Annotated in this window: 20 protein-coding genes; 11 read left to right on the forward strand and 9 right to left on the reverse strand. The window is 45.6% G+C overall.

Annotated elements, in window-relative coordinates; translation table 11 throughout:
- The first annotated feature begins 111 nt into the window (after positions 1–111).
- A complete protein-coding gene (locus R3D00_08375) occupies positions 112–1,647 on the forward strand; it encodes a hypothetical protein (GenBank protein ID MEZ4773184.1) in 1,536 nt (511 codons plus the stop codon).
- On the opposite strand, the gene R3D00_08380 is transcribed toward R3D00_08375, so the two are convergent.
- The gene (locus R3D00_08380; protein MEZ4773185.1) at positions 1,636–3,045 is read right to left on the reverse strand and encodes a T9SS type A sorting domain-containing protein; all 1,410 of its coding nucleotides are present in this window, start codon (positions 3,043–3,045) and stop codon (positions 1,636–1,638) included. The genes R3D00_08375 and R3D00_08380 overlap by 12 nt on opposite strands.
- 108 nt (positions 3,046–3,153) lie before the next feature.
- Between R3D00_08380 and kbl the strand changes: the two genes are divergently transcribed.
- The 6 genes from kbl (at position 3,154) to R3D00_08410 (ending at position 9,986) form a co-directional block, all read left to right on the forward strand.
- On the forward strand, positions 3,154–4,344 hold the full coding sequence (gene kbl, locus R3D00_08385) for a glycine C-acetyltransferase (protein MEZ4773186.1): 1,191 nt from the start codon (positions 3,154–3,156) through the stop codon (positions 4,342–4,344).
- Between the two features lie 13 nt (positions 4,345–4,357).
- Entirely contained in the window at positions 4,358–5,533 is a 1,176-nt protein-coding gene (locus R3D00_08390) for a hypothetical protein (protein MEZ4773187.1), read from the forward strand.
- Positions 5,534–5,556: 23 nt separating this feature from the next.
- Positions 5,557–6,438: a prephenate dehydrogenase/arogenate dehydrogenase family protein gene (locus R3D00_08395; protein ID MEZ4773188.1), complete on the forward strand. Its 882-nt coding sequence runs from the start codon at positions 5,557–5,559 to the stop codon at positions 6,436–6,438.
- Positions 6,439–6,621: 183 nt separating this feature from the next.
- Positions 6,622–8,781, forward strand: coding sequence for an aminodeoxychorismate synthase component I (pabB, locus tag R3D00_08400; protein ID MEZ4773189.1), 2,160 nt, complete (start codon positions 6,622–6,624; stop codon positions 8,779–8,781).
- Positions 8,774–9,067 (forward strand): chorismate mutase, encoded by a 294-nt coding sequence (locus R3D00_08405; protein MEZ4773190.1) that lies wholly within the window; start codon positions 8,774–8,776, stop codon positions 9,065–9,067. The genes pabB and R3D00_08405 overlap by 8 nt, the downstream gene beginning before the upstream one ends.
- Before the next feature lie 163 nt (positions 9,068–9,230).
- On the forward strand, positions 9,231–9,986 hold the full coding sequence (locus R3D00_08410) for a LytTR family DNA-binding domain-containing protein (GenBank protein ID MEZ4773191.1): 756 nt from the start codon (positions 9,231–9,233) through the stop codon (positions 9,984–9,986).
- Between the two features lie 24 nt (positions 9,987–10,010).
- Here R3D00_08410 and R3D00_08415 read toward each other — a convergent pair whose 3' ends face one another.
- Positions 10,011–10,313, reverse strand: coding sequence for a hypothetical protein (locus R3D00_08415; GenBank protein ID MEZ4773192.1), 303 nt, complete (start codon positions 10,311–10,313; stop codon positions 10,011–10,013).
- 10 nt (positions 10,314–10,323) lie between these two features.
- Positions 10,324–10,707 (reverse strand): type II toxin-antitoxin system RelE/ParE family toxin, encoded by a 384-nt coding sequence (locus R3D00_08420; protein MEZ4773193.1) that lies wholly within the window; start codon positions 10,705–10,707, stop codon positions 10,324–10,326.
- Positions 10,708–10,881: 174 nt separating this feature from the next.
- Here R3D00_08420 and R3D00_08425 point away from each other — a divergent pair, with 174 nt between their 5' ends.
- Complete coding sequence (locus R3D00_08425; protein ID MEZ4773194.1) at positions 10,882–11,592, forward strand: hypothetical protein; 711 nt, start codon at positions 10,882–10,884, stop codon at positions 11,590–11,592.
- Here R3D00_08425 and R3D00_08430 read toward each other — a convergent pair.
- The 4 genes from R3D00_08430 to R3D00_08445 are packed head-to-tail and all read right to left on the reverse strand — an operon-like array spanning position 11,589 to position 16,601.
- Complete coding sequence (locus R3D00_08430) at positions 11,589–12,335, reverse strand: hypothetical protein (GenBank protein ID MEZ4773195.1); 747 nt, start codon at positions 12,333–12,335, stop codon at positions 11,589–11,591. The genes R3D00_08425 and R3D00_08430 overlap by 4 nt on opposite strands.
- Positions 12,332–13,378 carry a hypothetical protein gene (locus tag R3D00_08435; GenBank protein ID MEZ4773196.1) on the reverse strand — a complete coding sequence of 349 codons (1,047 nt, stop codon included), beginning with the start codon at positions 13,376–13,378 and terminating at the stop codon, positions 12,332–12,334. Before R3D00_08435 ends, R3D00_08430 begins: the two co-directional genes overlap by 4 nt.
- 25 nt (positions 13,379–13,403) lie before the next feature.
- Positions 13,404–14,420, reverse strand: coding sequence for a DUF1266 domain-containing protein (locus tag R3D00_08440; GenBank protein MEZ4773197.1), 1,017 nt, complete (start codon positions 14,418–14,420; stop codon positions 13,404–13,406).
- Positions 14,421–14,471: 51 nt separating this feature from the next.
- On the reverse strand, positions 14,472–16,601 hold the full coding sequence (locus R3D00_08445; GenBank protein ID MEZ4773198.1) for a 3-hydroxyacyl-CoA dehydrogenase NAD-binding domain-containing protein: 2,130 nt from the start codon (positions 16,599–16,601) through the stop codon (positions 14,472–14,474).
- 268 nt (positions 16,602–16,869) lie between these two features.
- On the opposite strand from R3D00_08445, the gene R3D00_08450 reads away from it, so the two are divergent.
- Positions 16,870–20,109 carry a S41 family peptidase gene (locus R3D00_08450; GenBank protein MEZ4773199.1) on the forward strand — a complete coding sequence of 1,080 codons (3,240 nt, stop codon included), beginning with the start codon at positions 16,870–16,872 and terminating at the stop codon, positions 20,107–20,109.
- 98 nt (positions 20,110–20,207) lie between these two features.
- Complete coding sequence (locus R3D00_08455; GenBank protein MEZ4773200.1) at positions 20,208–20,672, forward strand: hypothetical protein; 465 nt, start codon at positions 20,208–20,210, stop codon at positions 20,670–20,672.
- 296 nt (positions 20,673–20,968) lie between these two features.
- Here the strand turns inward: R3D00_08455 and R3D00_08460 are convergent, their stop codons facing one another.
- Positions 20,969–23,035, reverse strand: a complete 2,067-nt coding sequence (locus R3D00_08460; protein ID MEZ4773201.1) for a TonB-dependent receptor plug domain-containing protein — start codon at positions 23,033–23,035, stop codon at positions 20,969–20,971.
- 123 nt (positions 23,036–23,158) lie between these two features.
- Between R3D00_08460 and R3D00_08465 the strand changes: the two genes are divergently transcribed.
- A complete protein-coding gene (locus R3D00_08465) occupies positions 23,159–23,935 on the forward strand; it encodes an enoyl-CoA hydratase/isomerase family protein (protein MEZ4773202.1) in 777 nt (258 codons plus the stop codon).
- Between the two features lie 1,207 nt (positions 23,936–25,142).
- Here R3D00_08465 and R3D00_08470 read toward each other — a convergent pair.
- On the reverse strand, positions 25,143–26,600 hold the full coding sequence (locus R3D00_08470) for an aminoacyl-histidine dipeptidase (GenBank protein MEZ4773203.1): 1,458 nt from the start codon (positions 26,598–26,600) through the stop codon (positions 25,143–25,145).
- Positions 26,601–26,631 lie beyond the last annotated feature (31 nt).

The following is a 26,631-nucleotide window of genomic DNA, read 5'->3' on the forward strand; positions in this document are numbered from 1 at the left end:
AACCGAAAGAGTTTTGGCGTTTTTTTTCGAATAAATGCCCTATTTTTCTGCGATTTAATTAAATTTTTCTTATGTTTCTGTACCTTTATTTAATCCAAGCCTTTTACTGTTGTGGATATTCTGGAACGAATCATAGAAAATCTTACCAGCGACGAAGTCAGGCGTTTCAAAATCCTGTCCAACCGGTTTAAGGCCGATGAGGAGAAAAAGCTGCTGGTTCTTTTTGACGCGATCCGGTCCGGTAATTTTAAAGACTCCGAAAACGATGTGATCGTGCAGTTTTACGGCGGTACGGATGCCAAATCCAAAAATAGCTACTACCGTCTCCGCAACAAGCTCCTGAGCAATCTTGAAAAAAGCCTTCTTTTTTATCATTTCAACTATAAAAACTCGATAGAGTCATATAGCAATATTCAATTGTCGGTGCTCTATAAGGAACGGGGCCTCTATCGTGAAGCTTTTTACAGCCTCCGGAAAGCCGAAAAAGTAGCTACCGATTACGACCAGTTTAATGTACTTGAAATTATCTATGATGAGATGCTTCAACTTTCCGTTCATGTAGATGTTGAAATTGAAGCTGTCATTAGCCGCCGAAAAGACAACCTCCGGAAAATTGAAATCCTTCGCGCAAACAGTGAAATTCTCGGGATGATCACCCAGCAGCTTACCCGCCGCAATTATTCGCGCAACAGCAAAACGACAACGGTGATCAAAACGATGGAGAATATCAGAAACCGGCTCGAAGAGCATAAGGATATTTTTCATTCTCCCTCCGGAAAAATCATGATCCTCAAGGCGGTTGTAACAATTTTGATTCAAAAATCGGCCTATAGCGAGCTGAATGAATATGTGAAAAATGCATTTGAAGATTTTGAAGTAAACAAACTGTTCAACAAAGACAATCACTCGACTCGGGTAATGATGCGGATCTGGCGGGTGAACTCTCTGCAAAAATTGCTGAAACTTGAAGAAGCCGAAACCCAGATTGAACTCTTGTACGATGATTTGTTGCTCCATAGTAAGCAGAACTACAAGGAGTTTGCATTTTACTATTACTCGGCCAAAATCTACAATCAGAAGCTGACCGGTGATCTCAAAGGTGCCTCCCGGATATTGGAAGAGGCATTCTCCCAAAAGGAGATCATCCGCAACGAGGTGCACGAACTGTACCTGTTGATCAGTCGCGCGGACCAGTTTTTCAGTCAGGAGATGTACGATAAAGCCGTAGATGCTGTCAAAAAAATAAAATCGCACAAAGGCTTTTCTATGGTTGATGAGGAATTGCGACTTTATGTGCACGTATTTGAAATCGTCAATTTTTTTGAAGCGAAAGAATATAAACATGCAGAATCAGCATGGCGTGCATTGAGGAAAAATTTCAAATCCTTACTTAAAGATGAGTTTTATGGGCATGTGTCAAAATTTTTGACAGTAATCATGCGACTCAATACAGCCGCACTGGATGGCAAAACTGTATTTATCAAATCTGCTTACAAACATTATATTGCCCAGTTTCCCGCTTCCGAGATTGGCAACAATCAGATTATTCCGTACGAAATTTATCTTGCCTCCAAGGTGGAGGAGAATAGCACCTACTATCAGCTATTCATTGAATCGATCAGAAATATCAGAGGTTTATCTCTTTAGGATTTTTCCTTTTACCTCTTTTCCCCCATACTCCAGCATATAGAAGTAAACGCCCGATGATTTTCCCGAAAGATCAGCATTGATTGTGTTTTCTCCACGGATTCCATCAAACTGGCCTGTCCATATTTTTCGGCCTGTCTGGTCAAAAATAAATAATCTTACCGGACCTCTTTGTCCCATGGGAACGGTAAACGTGAGGTTTTGATCGAAGGGATTATTGTGGACAAATGGCTGATCAACATTTTGATGATCAGTTGTTTGTGTCCAGGTGGCGGTTGCTGAAGCCAGGGTAAATTTACCACCGGTAGGCGTATAGGCGATCAGTTGGTAGTGATTGGTTCCGTTGTGAGGCGCTTCATCAAGGACGGTATAATAACTGCCCATTTCATAATTGCCGGTACCAGGTATATCAAACAAGCCGGAGAACAGCTGTGCCGGTAAGTCCGCTTTTTCTATTTCGAAAATAACGCCGGGTTTTTCGTATCCGGTTTCCCATGACAGAGCAATACCTGAAGGAACCGGCTCGGCGACAAAACCATAGTCATTGCCGGTACCGGCAGTTTCTGATTCATTCGCAGCCCCTACAGAAAGTTCCCAGACAAAGGATGCCAGCGCGACGGCAGTATCTGGCTCTAAAACGGCAAAAGCCATAGGCCAGACAATGATATCATGTGTAACACTTCCACCGCCAAACCGGGCGGCATCAAATACATAATTGGATACAGGAATTGTAAAGCTATCTCCAGGTGCAACCGCCAGGCCCGGGCTGAAATTTTCGACAAGTTGGGTAGGCGCATCTCCATCTACGGACAGCATCAGGGTAACCGGATGAATAAAATCGCGAGATGGGTCCTGGTTGACAACCGTGAGATCAAAGCTATAAGAAGTGCCCTCTATAATGATACCGGGAACAGGCATGGGTTCTGCAACAGCCAGCTTATGGCTTAGGTTGGCCATGGTATGGTTGAAAATGACACTTTTGGCAGCGGAGTCATTGGAAATCACCCCATAAGCCATGGGCCATACGATAATATCATGCGTAATACCACCACCGGTAAAACGCGTGGCATCAAACAGATAGCTTTGTACCGGAAGCAAAACAGTATCGCCGGGGAGTGTAGGCGAGGGAAGTGAATAATTGCTGAGTAATGGGAGAGCAGGCCCGCCATCTACCGACATAAAAAGCGAAACCGGAACATTAATCGCAAAGATCGGGTCTTCATTAATGACCGGAATATCAAAAGAATATTGACTGGTATCGTTGATAACACCTGGAAAAGCTTCAAGGTTGATAATAGACAACCTTGCAGAAGTGCTTTGGGCTTTTGCGGGTGTTCCTGAAATCAAAACAATGAAGAGGGCGAACAATCCTCCTAAAAAGTAACCCCTCATATTCATAATGGAGTGGAATTATATCGAAATCTACAAAGTTTCACCTAACTTTACAAAATATACGAACCAATCGTATCTTTCGTATTTGCCCCCGAAACAGAAATATTAAAACATATGCACGCAGATTTTATCCAACATTTACAGAGAGAGATCGCTGATATTCAGTCTTCAGGACTATACAAAAACGAACGGGTGATTACCAGCCCACAATCAGCTGAGATTACCGTTTCGGGTGGTCAGCGGGTGTTAAATTTTTGTGCCAACAATTATCTGGGGCTTTCTTCGCACCCTGCTGTAGTTGAGGCTGCCAAAACGGCCATTGATACCCATGGATATGGCCTGTCTTCGGTAAGGTTTATTTGTGGTACCCAGGACATCCACAAGATTCTGGAAAATAAAATCTCCCAATTTTTGGGAACGGAAGACACCATTCTGTATGCTGCTGCCTTTGACGCCAACGGCGGTGTATTTGAGCCGATTCTCGGTGCGGAAGATGCGATTATTTCTGACGAACTCAACCATGCCAGTATTATCGATGGTGTGAGATTGTGTAAAGCGGAGCGGTTTCGCTACAAAAACAACGACATGGTCAGTCTGGAAGAATGTCTGCAAAATAGCAGCCATTGCCGTACAAGGCTGATTGTAACAGACGGCGTGTTCTCCATGGATGGTACCATTGCCCAATTGGACAAAATCTGTGACCTGGCAGATCGCTATAACGCAATGGTGATGGTGGACGAATGCCATGCCACAGGATTTATGGGCAAAACAGGTCGTGGTACCATCGAACATTGCGGCGTAATCGGAAGAGTGGATATCATCACTGGTACATTGGGAAAAGCATTGGGCGGAGCTTCAGGTGGTTTTACTTCCGGCAGAAAAGAAATTGTCGAAATGTTGCGCCAGCGATCACGGCCCTACCTTTTTTCAAATACGCTGGCACCATCCATTGCGGGAGCAAGTATTGCCGTATTGGATATGATTTCCCAAACGACAGAACTTCGGGACAAGCTGGAGTTTAATACCCGATATTTTCGTGAAAAAATGACGGCAGCAGGGTTTGATCTGAAACCGGGTACCCACCCGATTGTACCAATCATGCTGTATGATGCCGTATTGGCTCAAAATTTTGCTGCCAAACTGCTCGAAAATGGTATCTATGTGATCGGATTTTTCTACCCGGTCGTGCCCAAAGGACAAGCGCGTATCAGGGTACAACTTTCTGCCGGACACGATTTGCATCACCTGGATAAAGCCATTGAAGCATTTACCCAAACCGGCAAAGAGCTGGGGGTAATCAAATAAAAATTGTATAACCATGCTGGAAAACACGACACCTATCCTCCAGAAACTGGCTTACGGACACACGCTCTCTGCCGACGAAATTAAACAGGCGCTGGATATCATCAGCGATGAAGATACCGTGCCTGACAAAGAGAACAGCAACGGGTTCTATTTCCTCGCCCTTACTTTTGGGTTAATGGCCAAAGGCCCCACAGCCGAAGAACTATTGGGTTTTGTCGAAAGTATCCGCGACCGGTCTGTCAAACTGGAAACCACTGTGCCGGCTTCCAATATCATCGATATATCTGGTACGGGAGGAGACCTGATCAAAACGATCAATGTCGGCACAATTTCCAGCTTTGTACTTGCTGCCGGAGGTTTGTCCGTGGCAAAACAGGCTACCCGTGGTTATACCGGTTATACCGGAAGTGCCGATTTGTACACGCAGATCGGGATAAATCCTTATAGCGTGGATTCCGGTCATGCGGTCAGAAGTCTGGAAGAATTGGGTTTATCTGCTTTTTATACCCCCGGACTGACGGATAAGTTTAAAAACCGGATGGATTTTCTGGTCAAGCTGAAAACCATCGGTTTATCATATCCTACCCCCTGGCATTTGATTTCCTGGGTATATTCTCCCTTCACTATGGAGAACCGAATTTATGGAGTATTTGACCCCAGATATGCCGAAACGCTGACCCGTTTATTTCAGAAGATGGATTACCGGAATGTACTGGTTATACATGGAATGGACGGGCTTGACGAATTTTCCAACGTAGGAGAAACATTTGTCTCAGAATTGAAGGACGGAAAGATCAGGGAGTATATGGTTACGCCCGAAGATTTTGGTTTGAAACAAAGCCCGGTGGCATCCATTCTGACACTCACCAAAGAAGAAAAAGCCAGGCTGGATCACCCTATGACACTTCAGGCAGAGCGGGACGAACTACGGGAAATGGGCAAAAAAAGGAATATACGGGCATTTTTTGAGATCCTGAATGGAGAGGAAACCGGTCCGCTGCGCGATTTGGTGATGATGAACTGCGGTGCGGCGTTTTATGTATCGGGGAAAGCCGGGAGTTATCGGGAGGGGACCGACATGGCCCGCGAGATACTGGTTTCCGGCAGGGCTTCAGCGAAGCTGAAGGAACTGATTCGTTTTGCCGGCGCGGAAGAAAAGGTCGCAGAAACCATGAAAAATCTGTGGTAGTAATAACCCGCAATTTCTGACAGATGAAAATACTTATTTTGGGTGTGAATGGAGGTTTTGGAAAACTTTTTCATACCCTGTTGTCAAAGGAAAATCTGAAAATATCCGGCGTAGATCTCCAGCCAGAAGCGGAAGGCGAAATTGCGCCCGAAAACTATATCAGCTGCAATCTCTTTTCCCCCAACGAATCTACACTAAAGGAAATATCCGTTGCAGATGTAATCCTGGTCTGTCTACCTGAAAAAGTAGTCTATCCATTGCTGCCAACGATTCTCCAGCATGCCCGAAAAGAAACATTGATCGTAGAAACGACTTCCGTAAAAAGCACCATTGCTTCGATCATCAATGAGCGCGCTATTCAGCGGGAAGTGTTGAGCATCAATCCGATGTTTGCGCCAGACCTTGGAATGAAAGGTAGCAGTATGGTGGCTGTGAGATTTAACCCGAATTCTGCTACAGCATGGTTTTCTTCTTTTGTGGAAAAACAAGGTTGTCGCATTACCTGGATGACTACTGAAGAGCATGACATGCTCACGGCGATGACGCAGGTAGCCACACATGCAGCGATTATCAGCTTTGGGTTTATGCTCGAAAAAATGAATTACGACGCAGATCGCAATATTCCGGTTTCTCCTCCGCCTCATCTCAATCTGCTGGCATTGTTTTCAAGAATAAAAACGGCAAACCCCGAAGTTTACTGGAAAATTCAAACGGATAATCCATACGGCGAAATGGCCAGAGAAGCCTTGTTGGGGAGCCTATCCTCCTTTAACGATATGATTAAAAATGCTGATAAAGAAGGATTTGAGCAACTAATGAATCATTCATTATCCAGCGAAAAGAACCATGCCCAAAAACTGGCGGAAGAATGTCGGGAGATCTTTGCTCATCGGTTTAAGGGATAAAACTGACAGTTGAAGCAGATTATCTTCCTTTTATATCAGGCTGAATAAGTATGGTATTTATGTTTTTGTATATTTGATATCAGATCAGCATATAGCCAACCAGGCCCAGGTTACCCACCAAATTTTTTTCCTGTATCAATTCAGGTAGGGAAATTCATATCATCTGTTAACCTATTCGTATCAATGAGAACACTGATTATCGACAATTACGATTCCTTCACTTACAATCTGTTTCAGCAAATTGCTGAAGTGAGCAACCACGAGCCGATCGTATTCTACAACAATGAGATTACAATTGAGCAAATCCGCGAACTGAATCCCTACAACATTATCATTTCCCCCGGACCGGGCAATCCTTCGGTTCCTGCCGATTTTGGTGTTTGTGGTGATGTGTTAAAGACCATCAGGGATATTCCAGTATTGGGAGTATGTCTGGGACATCAGGGGCTGGGGCATTATTTTGGCGGAAAAGTCGAACACGCGCCTTATGCAATGCATGGCCGCATCCGCAATGTGTGGCACAACGACAATGCGCTTTTCAAAGGAATTCCGCAGGGATTTCCTGTCGTGCGCTATCATTCTCTGGTGGTAAACAATGATCTTCCTGACTGTTTTGAAAAACTGGCCTGGACAGAAGACGATATTTTGATGGGCATCCGGCATAAAGAGTTTCCATTATGGGGCATGCAGTTTCATCCGGAGTCGATTAAAACTTCGTTTGGCCATGACCTGATTCGCAACTTTTTCCAGATCACGGAGAAGTTTTATCAGGAAAATGGAATGGCTGACCGGAAACTTGATGCCGGGGGGATTAGCATGGACCACAATTTTGCTTTCCGCAATCAGGGTGAAAAGTATGAGGTGATATATGAAAAGCTGGAGATAAATCCAGATTCACATCAGGTATTTGACAACCTGTATGGAGACGACGAAAATGTATTCTGGCTGGATAGCAGTAAATTGGAGAGAGGACTTTCCAGATTCTCTTATATGGGAAAATATGGGGAGAGTGAAGAAGATATTCTGGTTACCTACAAATCCAGCGAAAAACTACTGAAAGTGGAACAGCACGGAATGGTCAATTACCGCGAAGGTTCAACCATATTTGATTTTCTCGATGAAAAGATCAAAGAATTCGCCACAATGACTGAGGGACTTCCTTTTAAGTTCAACTGCGGATTTGTGGGATATCTCGGTTATGAACTCAAGCAGGACTGTGCCCCGGTAGGTGCGCTGGACGCCAAAATTCCCGATGCGGTGTTTGTATTTGCTTCGCGACTCATTGTCTTTGACCATGAAGAGAACTGCACGTATCTGTTGGCACTTACCTCAAAAAATGATCGTACAGCAGCGGAAGCATGGATTACAGGGACCCGTGAAAAACTTCAGCATCTATCTCCGATGACACCGTTGGTTCTGCAATCTTCAGATGAAAAGGTCAGCTTTAAACTGCACAAAGGCTACGATCAGTATATTGAAGCAATCAAAGAATGCCAGCGGAATATTGTTGATGGGGAAACGTATGAGGTTTGCCTGACCAACTCCGTTTCTACAGAGCTGGATATCGATCCATACTATTTGTACCGTGTACTTCGCGAGACGAATCCTGCGCCATATTCCACGTATATGCGGTTTAGGGATGTATCGGTAATCTCTTCTTCTCCTGAGCAGTTTCTCGATATTCGCCCTGACGGATGGGTTTATACCAAACCAATCAAAGGCACATTGGAGCGTTCCGCTGATCCTGTCATTGATGAAGAAATCAAAGAAAGGCTGAAAAGCAGTGAAAAAGATCAGTCAGAAAACCTTATGATTGTGGATTTGCTGCGCAATGACCTGGGCCGTGTATGTGAAGTCGGTACAGTCAGTGTGCCTCATCTGATGGCCATTGAAAGTTATGCCACCGTACACCAGATGGTAAGTACCGTGAAAGGACGCCTTCGGTCCGATCTGAGTGCAGTCGATTGTATTAAGGCAACCTTTCCCGGAGGTTCTATCACAGGCGCCCCCAAAATAAGGACGATGGAGATTATCGACAGAGTAGAAGGACTGGCAAGAGGCGTATATACCGGCTCGATAGGATTTTTGGGGTTGAATGGCACTTCCGAATTAAATATCGCCATCCGTACTGCTGTCATGGCTGGTGAAGAAATTACCATAGGAAGTGGGGGGGCGATTGTTGCGCTTTCCGATCCGCACAATGAATTTAAGGAGATTATGATTAAAGTTTATCCGCTGGTAAAAGCCATTGTAAAAGCCGTGAGGGGAGATTTTGACCCCACATACTTTGAGATGGGCGAACTCAGCGGCCCGCAAATGATAAAAATTAAAAACGATGCCTAGTCTGGAAGAATTTAGAAATGAGATAGATCAGTTAGACAGAACGATCATTGAAGCGCTTGGGCGCAGGTATGATATTTGCCGGGATGTCGCCAAATACAAAAGCGAAAACGACATTCCTATGATGCAGCCTCACCGCGTAGAGCATGTGAAAAACAAAGCGGTGGAGATGGGCAAACAATATCGTCTAAACCCCGATCTGGTCTATAATATCTATTCCCTGATCATCAACGAAAGTTGCCGTCTCGAAGATGAAATCATCGAAGAGCTAACCGAAAAGAAAAGCTGATTATATTTGCCCCTTCCCGTGAAGGGGCTTTTTTTTTAAATTCTATCAGTCTTTTTATAAAATTGGGATTATCAAAAATTTTTTCCGCATACCGATCTATACGCCGTCCGCATCGCTGTGGCAACAATTACTTATTTCTCTGCTCAGTGGAGTCGCTGTATGTATGGTTTTATTGCTTTTTCGCCCGTTTCATGTGACACTCAGGAGTTGGTGGGAATTTTGGGTAGTGATTGGTTATGGCGGGGTTACGATGATTTCTGTACTGATCAACCAATTATTTTTTGATCGGCTAATGCCTCGGTTTGCAGGTCAGGTTCAGCGAATTGGCGATCAACTGTTTTCAATTGTCTGGATGATTCTTTTTATTTCGGTTGCCAATTTTCTCTATCACAATGCAATCAACCACTTTGGTGATTTTAGTCTGCGTACCCTTTGGATGGTGGTAGAGCGAACGGCTGTGGTTGCGGTTGTTCCTTTTTTGTCTGTGTATATGCTGTATCTGTATCAAAAGGTGAAAACCTATGAGAAAATTGCGGGGGAATTCACTTCGCACCCGGTACAGTTGGCGAAAAATACATCAAACCTCTGGCTGAAAGGAGAAGGCAAAAGTGATGTATTGCAGATTTCTCCCGAACAGTTGTTATACCTCCAGTCAGCAGACAACTATGTGGAAGTATTTTGGATTGAAAATGAGCAGGTGAAAAAATATTTGTTGCGGGGCACGCTCTCTATGATGGAGCCTCAGTTGGAGGGGCAGAATCTGGTCAGGTCTCACCGGTCATTTATTGTAAACCTTTCGCAGGTACTGACATGGGAGCCTTCTTCGAATGGATTGATGCTCCGCCTCAAACATGTAGAAATTCTCATCCCCGTTTCCCGGAAATATTTACCCGCCATCCGGAAAGTATTGGGGGCTTAAATTTTTATTTATTTCTATTGTGGTTTATAATGCTTTACCCAATGAATGGAGCGGAATTTGTTTTCCATTTTTTTCCAGAACAAGATTATAACCACAGGCTTCAATAACATGTAGAAAGTTTTTAAGACCCATATCTTTAGATTTGCCGGATCTTATTTTTTGGATAGCTGTTCCAGATAAACCAGCAGCTTTTGCTAGTTCACGCACGGATTTCGCATCCTCATCCATGATCGCCAACAAAAGCTCTGATAAGACTAATTCACGGTATCCTTCACTTTCCAATTTGCCGAATTCTGGATTTTGCTGCCAGCGTTCAATTGTATTCATATTGTTTAAATTAGAGCTTATAATAATTACCCTCCTGTATTCTTTGCTGATAGTCATTCATTGCTCTTAATGCACGGTCTTTTTCTCCTTTAGGAAGTTTTTGCTGCTTTTTTTGAAAGGCATTTGTAATAATAATCTTCTGTCCAGAGACAAAGAAACATAAAAATCTATGCGGTTGGGGTTTGAACACATATACTTGATCCCCTTCGTTACGAAACCTATCTTCTCCCCGAATCTTTCCTATATCTCCCATCAAACGCAGAAGGTTTGCAAGCTTTGCTTTATCTTTTACGGAAAGCCTTTCCGCATAATCAAGCGGCTGGCTTTTTCCATTTTCGGAATAGTACCATTCAATTTGAAAGGCTTGCCCTTTATATGCAATATATTCTTTCATACGACATTTGTGTAACCATGGTTGTACGGTTGTGAATTTAAACGATTTTCTTTAGAATCAAAAAACAAAATCACGCCTCACCCCAAATACCCGTTATTAGTCCCAAAACGGCTTTATGCTTTGTCTGCCGGCATTTTTCAATCGTAGATTCAGGAAAATAAAATCTGCGAAAAAATGGAAATCTTTCACACAGTACTTATGGTCATCCACATTCTGGCGGGTGCTTTTTGCCTGCTGGGTGGTGCTTATCTAATCATTGCTCCCGGAAAAGGAAATGCCCGGCATAAACAACTGGGGCGTCTGTTTACCTGGTGTATGGCTACAATCGTGGCAACCGCTTTTATCATGATTGGCTTTTTCAGGTTTAATATTTTTCTTCTTGTTGTATCAATATTCAGTGGTTATCTGACTTTTTCGGGATACCGGGTACTCCGGCGTAAGACGCCCGGCAGCCATACACATCTCGACTATTGGGTAGCCGTGGCAACGATGCTTACCGGTATCGGACTGGCGGGTTATGGGGGCTGGATACTAATGATTAATGGCAGTCGGGGGATGGTATTGGCCATTCTGTGTATGGTCTTTGCATTTTTTATTTTTATGACTTCACGCACTGACCTTATTGTTTTTCGCCAGACAGAGATGCAGGATCGCCTGTGGTGGAAATATCACCATATGCGCGCCATGATCGGCGCTTTTATTGCGGTGTTTACGGCTTTTCTGGTCAATAATATGGGCAATTTTATCCCTGATTTTGGCTTCAACTGGATAATCTGGATTTTGCCGGCAGCTGTGGGCGTACCGCTTTCAGGGTATTGGGCAAAGCTGATGAAGCGGGAATTAGCGCTGAAGAAAACGGTGAAAAAGAGCGAGGTTGTCAATTAACAGCCTCCGGTATAATACCAGATATTGGGAAAACCTGCATCGTCCATCAATTTGACCCAGCCTTTCCATGTATTTTGAATTTTTGCGTCTCCTTCGCAAGGGTGAATATCATAGAGCGTTACTTCTACTTCTGCCCACAAGCCTTGTCTGTTGCCCGTAAAAGCGATCAGATAGGTATCCCCTTTCATGCTGGTGATTTTTTCGCCTGAAGGAGACGGTGATTTGCGCAGATTCAGGGCAATCGTATCATGCGGATGAAACAGAGATGAACCTATTTGAAGTATGTGATCCATCCACCGAACGGGTTTGAGATGGCAGGCGCGGAGGTTGGCGATTTTGATCCAGGCAGGTTTTTGAAGGGTGTGGGACAAAATCCGAAGAAACCCATCTTTCTCTTCAAAAAATATCAGCCCTGAAGCATCGTAATTAATTTCTCTGCTGTCCCGTTCATCGATGAATTGTTTTTGGGTCTTTCCGGCCAGAATAAACACGGGGCGAGCAAACTGGTAATTTTCCCCGCCTGGGGATTGGATGGTTCCGATTACCGGACCATTGGGGCTTTCATAGATAGGGAAATCAACACCAAAGGGCAGAATCATCGGTACATTTTCAGCTATAAAACCCGAAGAATCGCCTGTTGTGATTACCCCAATTCCCCAGAGCTGAGGGTTTGTGTCCCATTCTCCGGCAAAGGCGGAGGAACAAGAAAGGATAAGCAGCAGTAAAAAAAGCAGATTTTTCATTCCTTAAGTGCTTGCTGAAGTTCGGTGATAGTATATTTTCTGGGAGAATCTTCCATGAGTGGAATGGTAATCGTAATTTGATCTCCTTTGAGTAAATAGGTAAGTTCTTCTGTTCCGTATTCCGGGTCAGAGGGGTCTAGGATCAGTCTGCCAACCTTCCCGGAGACAATGTCGGCGATAAAAATATGTTCACCTCCGCTCATTCCACCGAAGTGATGGATGATGATCATATCACCGACCAGCCGCGCACTTTTGATCGAATACCAGCGCAATTTTTCGGGGCCATTGGTCAACATGGCATCGGAAATAAACACCCAGCGATACCGGTTTCCGGATTTAACCGTAACACCATGGGCAGTTACATAGACCTGGTATTTACTGCTCGAATCAGCCAGAATAAAGTCGGGGCGAGGATTTCGTGTATTTTGAGGCGAAAGATTTTGTGCGTAATACACCAGCCAGGCTTGTTTTAGTGGTTCTTGTGCTGACCGGTTATTGTCTTCCCAGTCTGCGAGATAATTTTCTCTGAAGTAAGCAGCCAGCTTCTGAAGCGTGTCGCCTTTGATTTGAATGGAATAGGGTGGGGGAATATTCATCGGAATCGTCTCCCATTTGACGGCAGGCGAAATGATCTGGGAGTAATAAGCATTTCTGACCGGTTTGCGGTTGTTGAGGTATCCCGAAATCAGCCAATGCAAAGACAGGTCGGGGGTGGAAAACCGTTTTTCACCATTCCATTGTTGTTCCAGTACCTTTAACACCCACTGGTTTTGTTTTGCGGCCATCTGATCTGTAATGGGAATGATATCGAGAAATTCACAAAAACACCCCCCTTTATCTACTTCAAATCGAAGCCCGGTTTTCCCATCGGAGAGCGTATAATGTGTGTACCCAAAACTCGTCCCGAAATCTGATTCCCACCGCAGGGTATCAGATACGCCGTCTTTATTCATATCTGCGATCTGGAGCTTTTCTGATTGAGAAAATAATGTATTTGATATCAGAATAAGCCCTGCTGCTATACTTATATATCCAAACTGCATGTGCGCTAATTTAAATCCACCCAAATCATCCTCTGTTATATAACGGCAAATCCCAGATTATTTTATTCCAGGGACTTTTTTCTTCCTGAATGAGTCTTTCGTAAGCCTTTTGATACACACTTCCGTCGCGACTGGTTTCCACTCCTGACCAGAATTCTCTTCCGAGCAGGAAGCTGTCAGCCAGTTCCTGCCATGAATCAAAACGCGACTGCAATACCTGGGCAGCTGAAATGATTCTGTTCCAGGCGTCTTCTTCATCTATATATTCTGCCAGATAACCTGTACGACAATTGTCAATAAACCGTAGAACGTCCCAGGCGAGGAAACTTGTATTTTGCACATCACCCTGATTATTCCTGATCATCTCCACCCGGTGAATTTCTTCTTCTCTTTCCTGCGCATCTTTGATCGTCGGAATAAACTGTCTTACATATTCGTCAATTTGCATGGGCGTCATGGCGGTGATTTTTGTAATCATCTCACTAAATTCTGCCCGATGTCCTTTTTCAAACAGCCATTCCTGGACTTCCTCAAACTCTTCGGCGTCGTCAATTTCCCATTCTTTGCTGAGTTGTTTTTGGGCGAGAGCTTTTCTCCTTTCGGAGGGCTCTGCACCCCCAAGCAGATGATGACTTAATCCTTTGACATTTGACATAATGGCTACAGTTGCCAGAGCCCAGGTTTTGGGGGAAGGCCCGGGCGGTTTAGCCCTGGGAGTGAGCATTCGTTTTATTCCCAGCAAAATTCCTCTGACGATACTGCGAAATTTATGGATAAATACAGACGCAAAAACCACAGAAAGCAGGTACAGTATTGCCCCCCACCAACCGCGCGTGATATGAAATTGTATGGTAGCAAATGCCGTAGCGACCAATGCCCCGGCGATATAGGCCGCAATGACGAGGTAGTAAATAAATTCAGCGGAGGTACGGATACCGGAGATTGTGCGAACCTGTTTACGAAGGATCCCCCTATAGCTCAATAACATAAGTATAGCACCGATGGCTGCAATTATATAGGGGCTATTGGGTGTCACTTCCATGCCCAAAATTACGCAATCTCATGGAATTTCCATGTCGGATTCATATTCCTTTTAATAAAACCGCATGCCTTGTTCTGCCAGGTCTGAAAAAATAGGCGCAGGCTTAAAACGGCTTCCAAAGTCATCTTCCAGTTCGCGCAGCATGTGGAGGATTTTGGGAATCCCCATGCTATCGGCATATCGAAATGGCCCCCCCAGAAATGCGGGAAACCCTGGTCCGAAGATCGCGCCGATATCTCCATCGCGGGGCGATCGGATAATCCCTTCCCCCAGGCAATAAGCCGCTTCATTGACCAGTCGCAAAGCCAGCCGGTGCTGAATACGGATGCTGGAGAAGGTACGGCGTTTTGTGCCGCCCAAAAGCTTATAAACCTCACGGTTGATTTCCCCTTTCACTTTTTTACCATCTTCACCTGTGGTGTACTGGTAAAAACCGCGGTTATTTTTTCTTCCGAAATAACCCTCTTCTACCATTTTCCCAAGATTGACACCAAATTTCCCACCTCTGGATTCAAACAGGTTCTGGAGAGCACCAGATGTCCCTTTATGCAAAATATCGAGTCCCAGTAAATCCATGAGTGCATGAGGGCCCATGGGAAACCCGAATTTTTGCATGACGAAGTCAGTTTTTGCAATTTCTCCGCCTTCTTCCAGCAGGATCATGGCCTCATTTAGCATAGCTGCCAGAATACGGTTGGTATAAAACCCCGGGCCATCTTTCACCACGATACACGTTTTTCCCTGGCGCACACCCATATCAAATACACTGGCAATGGTTTGTTCGCTGGTTTTTTCGGTGGTAACGATTTCCAGCAAAAGTGTATCACTGACAGGATAGAAATAGTTTACCCCCACAACCTGAGAAGGCCTTTGAGATACGCTTGCGATTTCTGAAACGGAAAGCGAGGCAGTTCCGGTAGCAAAAAGGCAGTGGGAAGGAGTGACAGCTTCTGTTTCTCTGAGAATTTGTTGCTTAAGGGCGAGGTTTTCCTCTGCGGTTTCAATGATGATGTCTGCGCCAGAAAATACGGAATAGCTGGTGTCTGTATATACGTTTTCTGCAATACGATTAGACTCGGTGATTGTCAGCGCCTTTTTCTGCAATCTTCGCTGAAGATCGGCTTGCAACTGAGTGAGTACTTTATCCAGTGGGGCTTTAGAGAGATCTTTCACCCTGAGATCAAACCCATTGATGGCGCTTGTAACAGAAATCCCTGCGCCGATACGCCCTGCACCGATTATGCCGATTTGTCCAATGGGTGTGAAAGCGGTCTGGTAAGGATTTTTCTTCATCTCTGTCATGGAGAAAAATACGCCGATCAACTGTCTGGAGACGTTTGATTGTACCAGCTCGTCAAAAAATTGAATCTCCATATGCGATCCCCTGCGCACCCCGCTGCGAAAGCCCGCTTCTACACAGTCAATAATATGGAGCGGTGCGGGGTAGTTGCCCTGGGTTTTCTCCATTACCTTTTCGCGTGCTTTCTGGAATATCAGCGCCCGGGTTGCCGGAAGCATTTCTGTCAGCTTTTGCGAAAAGGAAAGTTTACTTTTCCTTCGGATTCGCGGCGCATTTGCGATTTTTTTGGCCTGGTCCAACAGCTGATCTGATGTGCAGGTACGGTCAATGATGCCGAGGGTTTCTGCTTCGTAAACATACACATTTTTGCCTGTAAGCATGATTTCCAGTGCCTGGCGGATGCCGATCAGCCGGGGAAGACGCTGGGTACCTCCGCCACCGGGCAAAAGACCTAACTTGACTTCGGGAAGCGAAAAAACAGTGGATTTTTCTTCTACAGCAATCCGACCGTGGCATGCGAGCGCGATTTCCAGTCCTGCCCCCATGCAGGCACCATGGATAGCGGCGATATAATTTTTCTTCGAAGCAGCGAGCCGGTTCAGAATACCATGACCAATCATGCCTGACTCGGCGGCTTCCCCCGGCCCCATTCTTAAAAATTGCTCGATATCGGCGCCTGCAATGAAGTCTTTTTTTCTGCTGATAAGTACGGCACCCTTGATCTCCGCATTATGCTCAATTTCATCTACAACTTTTGCAAATGAGAGGACAAGCTCCGGTGAGATTTTGTTCAAAGGAGAATCCTGCTGATCCAGCCAGATAATGGCAATATTGTCCTGAAGTTCAACGGTTAAGAAAGGGTTCCGTACGAGAGTAATCATAGCCTGGAATGTAAATGGGTCGACGGGAATAAAATTACGCTTTACTGAAGAACTATTCGTTCAGTTAAACCGACATTATTAACCAAACGCGCACAATATTGGTTAAAGTATAAAGCGATCATTTTTGAATCGGCAATTTTGACCAGCAGGTCAGTACATTTTTTACTGGAATTCTCTCTGAGAATTAAGTAATATCGAAACCGAATCCTTTCTACTACCCATGCTCAAAAATAAAATTAACATGAGATTGATTGCCTTGTTTTTTACGATGTATTTTTCTTCGTTATCGGGCGCATTTGCCGTTGATGATTCTCCCCTATGGATGCGGTATCCGGCGATCTCTCCCGATGGAAGTGCGATCGTTTTTTCTTACAAAGGAGACCTTTACCGGGTAAATACATCCGGTGGAATGGCAACGCCGCTTACACTCCATGATGCACATGATTTTATGCCAGTATGGTCTGCTGACGGAAGTAAAATTGCGTTTGCTTCAGACCGCCACGGAAATTTTGATGTTTTTTCGATTCCCTCCGCAGGTGGTGTTGCTACACGCCTGACTTTTCATTCTGCACAGGATTACCCCTCGGCTTTTACTCCCGATGGCAGTCGTGTTCTGTTTTCCTCTGCGCGGATGGTGCCACAGACCAGTACAGATTTTCCTTCACGCGGGTTTCCCCAGTTGCATTCTGTTTCGCTAAATGGCGGAATGCCCCGGATGGAGCTCGGCAATTTTTTGGAAGCAGCGCGCCCTGACAAAAAGGGTAACCGTATCCTTTATCACGATGTGAAAGGATTGGAAGATGACTGGCGCAAACACCATGTGTCTTCGGTTACCCGCGATATCTGGCTTTACGACAAGGCCAAAGATACCCACACCCAGCTTACGACATTTGAAGGCGAAGATCGCAACCCGGTCTGGAGTACAGACGAATCAGAAGTCTATTATCTCAGTGAAAAAAGCGGAACTTTTAATGTCTGGAAACTGGCTCTCAGCAATCCATCCCAGCCGGTACAGATCACCAGTTATACCGACCATCCTGTGCGCTTTTTGTCTATATCAGATGCCGGAGTTTTGTGTTACGGTTACCGGGGCGAAATATTTACCCTTACTCCCGGTCAACAGCCCCAAAAAGTATCGGTTGCCATCGCGATTGATGAAAAATACAATGACACAAAAGTAGAAGTGATCACGAATGGCGCTACAGAAATGGATCTTTCTCCCAATGGAAAGGAAGTGGCTTTTGTTGTGCGGGGAGAAGTATTTGTAACTGCTGTGGAAAGTGGGTTGACCAAACAAATTACGAATACTCCTGAGCAGGAACGGTCAGTCAGCTTTAGTCCTGACGGAAGGAAAATTCTCTACGCAGGCGAGCGAAATGGCAGCTGGAATCTATATGAAACACAATTGACCAGGGATGAAGAGCCGTATTTTTATGTTTCGACGATTTTGAAGGAAAATGAAATCCTCGTTTCCCCTGCCGAAACCTTCCAACCTTCCTATTCCCCTGACGGAAAAGAAGTAGCCTATCTCGAAGAGCGCACTACGTTAAAAGTGATCAACCTGGAAACAAAAAAATCAAGGGTGATTCTTCCCGCAGACAAAAACTACTCATACTCCGATGGCGATCAGTGGTATGACTGGTCTCCGGATGGGAAATGGTTTCTCGTAACCTTTATCGACCGGGGCAGGTGGGTAAACGAAGTCGGACTCGTCAGTGCTGAAGGTGGTTTACCGGTAGTCAATCTCACCAACAGTGGCTATACCGACGCTGCACCCAAATGGATGATGAATGGAGAAATGATGATCTGGTTTAACGATAGCCGGGGGATGCGCTCCCATGCAAGCTGGGGTTCGCAGGATGATGTTTTTGGGATGTTTTTTACCAAGGATGCGTGGGATAAATTTCGCCTCAGCAAAGAAGATTATGAGATCGAGAAAATGAAGGAGGATGCAAATGAACCCAAGGACAAGAAAAAAGAAGGGGAAAAAGACAAAACGAAACCCTGGATCATTACACCCGAACTCGCAGATCCGCTCAAACCTGACCTGACCAATATTGAAGACCGCATTGCACGTTTGACCATTCATTCTTCCAGTTTGTCAGACGCCGTACTTTCACCTGATGGAACCAAACTTTATTACCTGAGCAGTTTTGAAAAAGGGCATGACCTCTGGATGCACGACCTTAAGGAGGATGAAACCAAAATCATCACCAAGCTCGAAGAACGTGGTGGCTCTTTATTGATGGATGCCAAAGGGAAAACCCTGTTTGTGCTCAATAGCGGCAAAATTTACAAAATCGACACTGACAAAAAAGATAAAACCCCTGTGAGCTTTAAAGCAGAAATGACCCTCAATCTGCCCGAAGAAAGAGCTTATATGTTTGAACATATGTGGCGTCAGGTGCTCAAAAAGTTTTATGTAACCGATCTCCACGGAGTAAAATGGACTGATCTGAAGGCGGAGTACGCCCGTTTTCTCCCTTATATCAACAACAACAACGACTTCTCCGAAATGATGAGTGAGTTGTTGGGCGAACTCAATGGTTCACACACCGGGTGTTTTTACCGAAATGCAAATCCTGCCGGAAATCAGACCACTTCGCTTGGGATTTTTTACGACCCTGCCTATGCCGGTGCCGGAATAAAAATTGCCGAAGTGCTGGAAAAAGGTCCCCTCGAACTAGCTGAGGCCGGTATCAAAGCCGGGCAGGTGATCGAAAAAATTGATGGAAATGAAATCCCTTCAGGGATGAATTTCTTTACCCTGCTCAACCGAAAAGCAGGCGAGCATACCCTGCTTTCCATGTACGATCCTCAAAACCAGAAACGCTGGGAAGTGACGGTAAAACCCATATCCATGCGTGCAGAGTCAGAGTTGCTGTATCAGCGGTGGGTAAAGACCCGTCGGGAAGAGACCGAAAAAGAATCTAACGGCCGGGTTGGATATGTGCATGTAAGAGGGATGGACGACGGGAGTTTCCGCGAAGTGTTTTCGGAAGTTTTGGGTCGATATGCAGACAAAGATGCTTTGATTGTGGATACCCGGTTTAATGGTGGCGGCTGGTTGCATGACGATCTGGCGACTTTCCTCAGTGGCAAAATGTACGTTACCCTTGAACCCCGCGGGCAGAAAGTTGGCAGCGAACCACAGGATAAATGGACAAAACCCTCTACGGTACTTGTGGGAGAAGGCAACTATTCGGATGCCCACTTTTTCCCCTATGTGTACAAGGCACTCGGGATCGGAAAACTCATAGGAATGCCGGTTCCCGGTACAGCTACGGCTGTGTGGTGGGAAAGACAGATCGATCCAACACTTACGTTTGGCATTCCACAGGTAGGAGTCAAGGGAATGGATGGCAAGTATCTGGAAAACCAGCAACTAGTTCCTGACTTTCAGGTGAAAAATATGCCGGGTCCGGCGCAAAAGGGACGAGACCAGCAGCTTGAAAAAGCCATTGAGGTCATGTTGCAGGAAGCGAAAAAGACCGAATTGGAGCGTTGAGGTTGAACTCACCCCGTTCCCTGTGGGAACTGCCCCCGATCTTTGGAAGATTGGGGGCAGAATATTTCCCTTTCTGATATAGGAAAATATAAAAAGAGATGAAAAAGCTATTCTATTTCTTCCTCTCTCTCGCCCTCGTCTCATGTGATTTCAGTTATCCGATTAAAATAAACGAGCAGGATTCCTTCGTCGTGAAGTCTGATTGTGGTAATCTTTTCATCCATACCTCCGTGTGGGGAGGGAATGAATTTCATGTGTATCTGAAAGGTGAGAACATAGAAAACCCCTTTACAATAAACATTGACTCGGTGGAAATGTTTCTTCCGCAGGTTGCGGCTTTCCAAGTGATTGAAAAACATTTTGTTGACTCCCGCAAAGGCAGGTCATTACCTAAGCAGACATATCTTCTTGATCAAAATCAGGAAGAAACCATGTTGTCCGTAAAAGTAAATCGGGATATTCGGGAAGGTCTGGCCTTTTCTCTTTATGCCAAAGGTTTATTAAACTGTGAGGGAAAATCCCTGATTCAAGACACAATTATATTTCAGTATGTTAGAAGATAACGCTAATGGCCTGATACCGAATTTTAGTCCCTCAACAAATCATCTCGTTCTCCCCTGAAAATGAGCATATTACACTTCTTTCCACTACACCTGCGATGGTATGTGCGAAAAGACCCTTCCTCGCTATCGCTCGTCAGGTCCGAAGGACTCCATCAGGAGGTTACGATCCGCCCCGTTACCAAGTCGCTTCTCCAGCCGGAGAAGCGAAACTCAAACTGCCAGGGCAGTCATCCCGACCAAAGGGAGGGACCTTTTCCTCCAACCATCGTAGATGTAGGTATTGAAATTTTAATTCCTTACCGGGTGAGTTTCTCCCGCCATTTCTCCCGAAAACCTATATCCAGCGACAAGGTGAGCAAAATCTCCCGCGACTGTCCGGGGAGCGAACCTCCATTGCCGAAATAGGGCTGATAATACCGGTATTCCTGCCCCAGGATGTTGTAGAAACCAAGCCCCAGGTCAAGTCCGCGATATATCCAGCCTTTGTAGCGGAAAAAAACATTCAGGAGCAGGGTAGGGGATACCCGGACAAGAGCGCCTTCCGGTATGCCGGGCTGGTCGGCGGGCAGAGAAAAATCGTACCCAAATCTGCGACCGATATAACTACCTGAAAGGTTGGCGCTGAGATCTTTTCGGAGGAAGTAGCAGGCATGGAAATTCAGCCGGTGCCGGGCAAATGCGAGATATTCTTTTTCGGAGACCAATTCCCTTCCCGCTGGCAGAAGGCTGAATTCCCTGACCGAATTTGGGCGCGAGAAAGTGCTGCCAGCCGGGCTGTAAAAACTATAACCAGCTGTAAGCCACCCGAATGCGGATTTATACCTCCCTTCGGCTTCAAGTCCCTGAGTGCCGATTCCCGGGCCGTTTCGGTACACTTCAAATCCAGCTTGTGGACCCAGCGTGCGGCGTATCAGGCTGTCCTGGTAAAAGTCATACTCTATGGCATTCTGACGAGCATTTCGGAACAGGTTGAGGGTAAAAGACCATGCGGGTGTGGGTTTCCATTCTACTGCAAATTCCCCCAGAAAAGCATCTTCCGGGCGGAGGTATTTGGACTGGATATTGATCATTGTGCTGTCTTTGTTGAAGGAATAACCATTGAAATACGACATCGCAAAATTGCCTGCAGTGGGAATGCGGAGGTAAGTGCCAGCCAGTAGTCTAAAATCCCACCGGTTCCAGGCGCGGTGAAAACCCAGCCGGGCAGTAATGAGTTTGCCAAAGGCGCTGTTGATACCGAGGCGAATACCCGGAGAGAAATCAATTTGAGATTTTCTGATTATACTTTCAAAAAAGAGATCACTTTGAAGCGCAGCAAATGTGCGGGTGTCGTTCAAGACATTAGGTCTTTCCTGGACACGGTTGCTGCCCTGCCCAAATATTTCCAGACCATAGTTTAGTTCTCCCGAAGGTGTCAGATGACGCGCTGCGAGCCTAAAGCTGAGCTGGTTGCTGTATTGATTTCTAACCATGCGAATGGTCGAATCAGGGAGGCCCCGGAAGCGCGAAAACTGGATAATTCCGGCGAGTTGGGGGGAGATGGTGATGTTGGGTGAAAGAATCCAGTCGTGGGAAAGGAGGAGGAGGTTATTTTGGATGCTGGGGTGGATTTTGGGGATACCGGAGCTGTCGAGGCGGGTTACGTCGGTGAAGTCGTAGTAATCGCGCGCATAACGCAAACGCAATTTTCCAAGCCGGAGGTGAAGTTGGGTGAAAGCCGGGTCGAGGTCTGAATTACCTGCGAGATTGATCACCCGACCAGTGAGGTTGCCGGGGGGCGACCAGGCAAAACTATTGCCGGCACTTCTTTGGCCGCGTCCGCGGAAGATCGAAAAATTGAGGCTGGCATTTTTCCAGTTTTTACCCAGATACACGCGTTGGTTGCTCCGGTTGGCACCGCCGTCCATTCGCCCGCCGGAATAACCCGCGGAGAACCCCGACTGCTCCGCCCCATTGCTGGTATGGATACGAATCACGCCCTGTTGGGCAAACAGCCCTTCTGCAACAGATGACGGCCCTTTAACAATTTCAACTTCCCTGATAAAATCTACTGGGAAATGATTTCCAAAAGAAAGACCACCGGTAAAGAGGTCATTGACCAATTGTCCGTCAATTTCCACCCGCATTCTTCCTTCGGACCACATTCCCCGAAAACCCGCACCCACTCTTCCTTCCTCCCCTGCGGCAAAAGAAAATCCAGGTACAAGACGCAGGACATCCATCAGATCCCTCGCTCCGGAAAGCATGATTTCCTCTCCGGAAATGCGGGTACTTACATTACTCGTTTTTGCCACAGAATCGATTTGAGACCAGAGGCGAAGCGACCATGTGAAAAAAAGAGAGAAGAGTAAAATATACCGCATACCATTTAGGATTATTAAAACAGACTTACCGGAAGGGCAAAACGCTGTACGTGACGGTAAATATTCATGCTGAGGGAGAAGTAATTGTTTTCGGTTTTTCCCGTAAATTGCAGCATTTTATTTATGGAAGAAAATCAGAATCAGGGATATGTCAGGGTAAAAGCCAAACCCGACGGAATTACCACCATAACTTTTTTTCATCCCGCGCAAAATTCTTTGCCGGGAAAAATTCTTAACGACCTTGCGGTTGCCATTGAGGATGCCGGGAAAAACGAAGCCGTGAAAGTGATTATATTGAGCAGTGGTGGTGATCGCACCTTTTGTGCAGGGGCGAGTTTTGACGAGCTTATACAGATTGGAGATTTTGAGACAGGGAAGAAGTTTTTTATGGGCTTTGCAAAGGTCATCAACGCCTGTCGCACTTGCGGGAAGATAATCATAGGCCGGGTACAGGGGAAAGCCGTAGGCGGCGGAGTGGGGTTAGCAGCGGCTACAGATTACTGTTTGGCTACAAAATTTGCCCAGATAAGGCTCAGCGAGCTTGCAGTAGGTATCGGTCCGTTTGTTGTGGGGCCGGCGGTAGAGCGAAAGATCGGGGTTTCGGCTATGTCGCAGCTTGCGCTTAACGCCACGGAATGGCAGACTGCCGGATGGGCGATGCAGCGAGGATTATTTGCCGAAGTATATGACTCAGCTGAGGTTATGGATAATGCTATAACCACGCTTGCCGAAAAGCTGGCGGCCTCCAATCCGGATGCATTGCGGATGCTGAAGAAAGCCTTTTGGGAGGGCACGGAGCATTGGGGCGAATTGCTGGAACAGCGGGCGGAGATGAGCGGCAAGCTCATTCTTTCGGAGTACAGTAAGCATGCGATCGGGAGGTTTAAGGGAGAACAGTAAGGTTGAGGTATAGAGCCGTTTGAGGCCCCCGGAGGGTTGGCATCACAAAGGACTTTTAAAGGTTTAGACCGGATTAAACCGATTAAGCGGTTTAATCCGTTTCAACCAGACTTAAACGTTTTCAACGGCTTTAAACGGATACCAGTCGCAGAGTCCAATAAGGACCTGTTTGTAGCGGTTTTAGGAAAATATATGGAGATGCAATTTGTTGAATATCAATTAATTGTGTGATAATTCTCAATATCCAGGAGTTTTAAACGGATTTTTTAAGGAATATTTTTAATAAGTGGCTGATTGTCAATTAATTGAAGAGGCTGTCTTTGTCTACAACAGTTCAAACGGTTTAAAACGGTTTGCAACGGATTTTTTCAGGAATTGTGCTTCGTAAGTATTTGATTTACAGTTGTTTGCGAAATTGGCTTCTGCCTCCAACCGTTCAAACGGTTTCAAACGGATTTTTCCAAGAATATCTATACTAAGTAGCTGATTGTCAATCAATTGAAGAAGTGGTCTCTGCCTCGACCGTTCCAACCGTCTCAAACGGTTTGCAACGGATTTTTTGAGGAATGTATTTTAATAAGTAGTTGATTGTCAATTGATTGAAGAGGCTGTCTTTGTCTACAACAGTTCCAACCGTTTCAAACGGTTTTAAACGGATTTTTCCAGGGATATCTCTGCTAAGTAGCTGATTGTCAATTGATTGAAGGAGTTGTCTCAGCCTCCAACCGTTTCAAACCGTTTGAAACGGATTTTCTCAGGAATTATACTGCGTAAGTATTTGATTTTCAGTTGTTTGTGAAATTGGCTTTTGCCTCCAACCGTTCAAACGGTTTCAAACGATTCAAACGGTTTGAAACGGATTTATCCAGGAGTATCTCTGCTAAGTAGTTGATTGTCAATTGATTGAAGGGGTTGTCTCTGCCTCAACCGCTCCAACCGTTTCAAACGGTTTGCAACGGATTTTTGAGGAATGTATTTTAATAAGTAGCTGATTGTCAATTGATTGAAGGAGTTGTCTCAGCCCCCAACCGTTCAAACGGTTTCAAACGATTCCAACCGTTAGAAACGGATTTTTTGGAGAGTCTTTTGTGTAATTATTGGTTTGGCATATGCCTCCGAATGGTTTTTTCGACTCAAAAGTCTCCAGGGGATAAAATCCCTTTCCATCAAATACGCCTTTCCAGGCCTGCTTCCTGATAACTTTTGATTACGCCCTCACTGGCGTCCGCTTCAGTGTTTCCAACAAAAATCCCCAGTACTTCTGCACACTGCTGATCTGAACTTTTTCATCCGGACTGTGTGCGCCGCGTATATTCGGTCCAAAGGAAATCATCTCCATTCCGGGGTAATTTTGACCAAGAATACCACACTCCAACCCTGCATGACAGGCATTTACATGTGGCTCCGCCTGGTACATTTCCCGGTACAGATCACTCATGATTTTTACAATCGCTGCATGGGGGTCAGGTGCCCACCCGGGGTACGAACCTTCAAATACAACGGATGCACCTGAAAGTTCGAAAGCACTTCGAATGGCTTCCGCCAGATCCATCTTTTCGCTATTTACCGAACTTCGGGTCAGACACATAAGGGTATAACTGCCTCCCTGTATCAGTACCCGCGCCAAATTATTAGAGGTCTGTACCAACCCCTCTATTTCAGGACTCATTCGGTAGATTCCATTTGGACAGGCATAAATGCTGCGGAGCAAGAGTTGCTGAAATTGTTCGCTCAGTACGTATGGATGGGGTTCCGATGGTGCCAATTGAATACTTAACCCAGGATCAGTGGTGTGATACTCTTGTTTCAAAATGGCCGTCTGATCTTCAAGAAAATCTTCAAAAGCTGAAATGCTGTCTCTCAAAATGGCAATATCCGCAAATGATTCCCTTGGAATGGCATTCCGAAGTCCCCCTCCGTTTATACTATGGATTCGTATCCCAAAAGACTCTGTAGCAAGAAACAATAGCCTGTTCATCAGCTTATTGGCGTTTCCCCTGCCAAGGTGGATTTCCATGCCGGAATGGCCCCCCGTAAGCCCCTGAATGCTGAGCCGAAATGAGGTGGCCCGAGATGGGGTCGCTTCTTCTGTATATGATCCGCTAGCGGTAACATCCACACCACCGGCACATCCGATGGTAAGCTCACGGTCATCCTCGGTATCTAGATTGAGCATGATACTGCCATCCAAAAGACCGCCTTTCAGCTCGAGAGCGCCGGTCATCCCGGTTTCTTCGTCAATGGTAAACAAAGCCTCAATGGGCGGGTGGGCAATATTCTTAGAAGCTAAAATGGTCATAATTGACGCTACGCCAATCCCATTGTCTGCACCCAATGTCGTTCCCTCAGCCTTGACCCAGTCTCCTTCTACATACATTCGTATGCCTTCAGTGGCAAAATCAAAGTTTGTACCTGAATTCTTTTGGTGAACCATATCCAGATGACTCTGAAGCACAACGGTCTGCCGGTTTTCCATGCCCGCACTTGCGGGCTTTTTAATAATGACATTTCCCGCTTCATCGACGTGGGTCGGAAGCCCAAGTCCTTCACCAAATTTTTTGATAAACTGAATAACTTTTTCTTCCTTCTTTGAAGGACGTGGAACTGCATTCAGATCTGCAAAATAGTTCCATAAAGGTTGTGGGTCGAGGTTTCTTACTTGCATATTTTGTACGATAGTATGAGCAATTTCTTTG

The organism is Bacteroidia bacterium, assembly GCA_041391665.1.
Classification (GTDB): domain Bacteria; phylum Bacteroidota; class Bacteroidia; order J057; family J057; genus JAGQVA01.

Coding starts and splice junctions, on each gene's coding strand:
- R3D00_08440 (MEZ4773197.1), bottom strand. CDS start 14,420: ATGGAAGTGACACCCAATAGCCCCTATATAATTGCAGCCATCGGTGCT.
- R3D00_08450 (MEZ4773199.1), top strand. CDS start 16,870: ATGTATTTTTCTTCGTTATCGGGCGCATTTGCCGTTGATGATTCTCCC.
- R3D00_08420 (MEZ4773193.1), bottom strand. CDS start 10,707: ATGAAAGAATATATTGCATATAAAGGGCAAGCCTTTCAAATTGAATGG.
- kbl (MEZ4773186.1), top strand. CDS start 3,154: ATGCACGCAGATTTTATCCAACATTTACAGAGAGAGATCGCTGATATT.
- R3D00_08395 (MEZ4773188.1), top strand. CDS start 5,557: ATGAAAATACTTATTTTGGGTGTGAATGGAGGTTTTGGAAAACTTTTT.
- R3D00_08430 (MEZ4773195.1), bottom strand. CDS start 12,335: ATGAAAAATCTGCTTTTTTTACTGCTGCTTATCCTTTCTTGTTCCTCC.
- R3D00_08380 (MEZ4773185.1), bottom strand. CDS start 3,045: ATGAATATGAGGGGTTACTTTTTAGGAGGATTGTTCGCCCTCTTCATT.
- R3D00_08445 (MEZ4773198.1), bottom strand. CDS start 16,601: ATGATTACTCTCGTACGGAACCCTTTCTTAACCGTTGAACTTCAGGAC.
- R3D00_08405 (MEZ4773190.1), top strand. CDS start 8,774: ATGCCTAGTCTGGAAGAATTTAGAAATGAGATAGATCAGTTAGACAGA.
- R3D00_08425 (MEZ4773194.1), top strand. CDS start 10,882: ATGGAAATCTTTCACACAGTACTTATGGTCATCCACATTCTGGCGGGT.
- R3D00_08415 (MEZ4773192.1), bottom strand. CDS start 10,313: ATGAATACAATTGAACGCTGGCAGCAAAATCCAGAATTCGGCAAATTG.
- pabB (MEZ4773189.1), top strand. CDS start 6,622: ATGAGAACACTGATTATCGACAATTACGATTCCTTCACTTACAATCTG.
- R3D00_08460 (MEZ4773201.1), bottom strand. CDS start 23,035: ATGCGGTATATTTTACTCTTCTCTCTTTTTTTCACATGGTCGCTTCGC.
- R3D00_08435 (MEZ4773196.1), bottom strand. CDS start 13,378: ATGCAGTTTGGATATATAAGTATAGCAGCAGGGCTTATTCTGATATCA.
- R3D00_08455 (MEZ4773200.1), top strand. CDS start 20,208: ATGAAAAAGCTATTCTATTTCTTCCTCTCTCTCGCCCTCGTCTCATGT.
- R3D00_08410 (MEZ4773191.1), top strand. CDS start 9,231: ATGGTTTTATTGCTTTTTCGCCCGTTTCATGTGACACTCAGGAGTTGG.
- R3D00_08390 (MEZ4773187.1), top strand. CDS start 4,358: ATGCTGGAAAACACGACACCTATCCTCCAGAAACTGGCTTACGGACAC.
- R3D00_08465 (MEZ4773202.1), top strand. CDS start 23,159: ATGGAAGAAAATCAGAATCAGGGATATGTCAGGGTAAAAGCCAAACCC.
- R3D00_08470 (MEZ4773203.1), bottom strand. CDS start 26,600: ATGCAAGTAAGAAACCTCGACCCACAACCTTTATGGAACTATTTTGCA.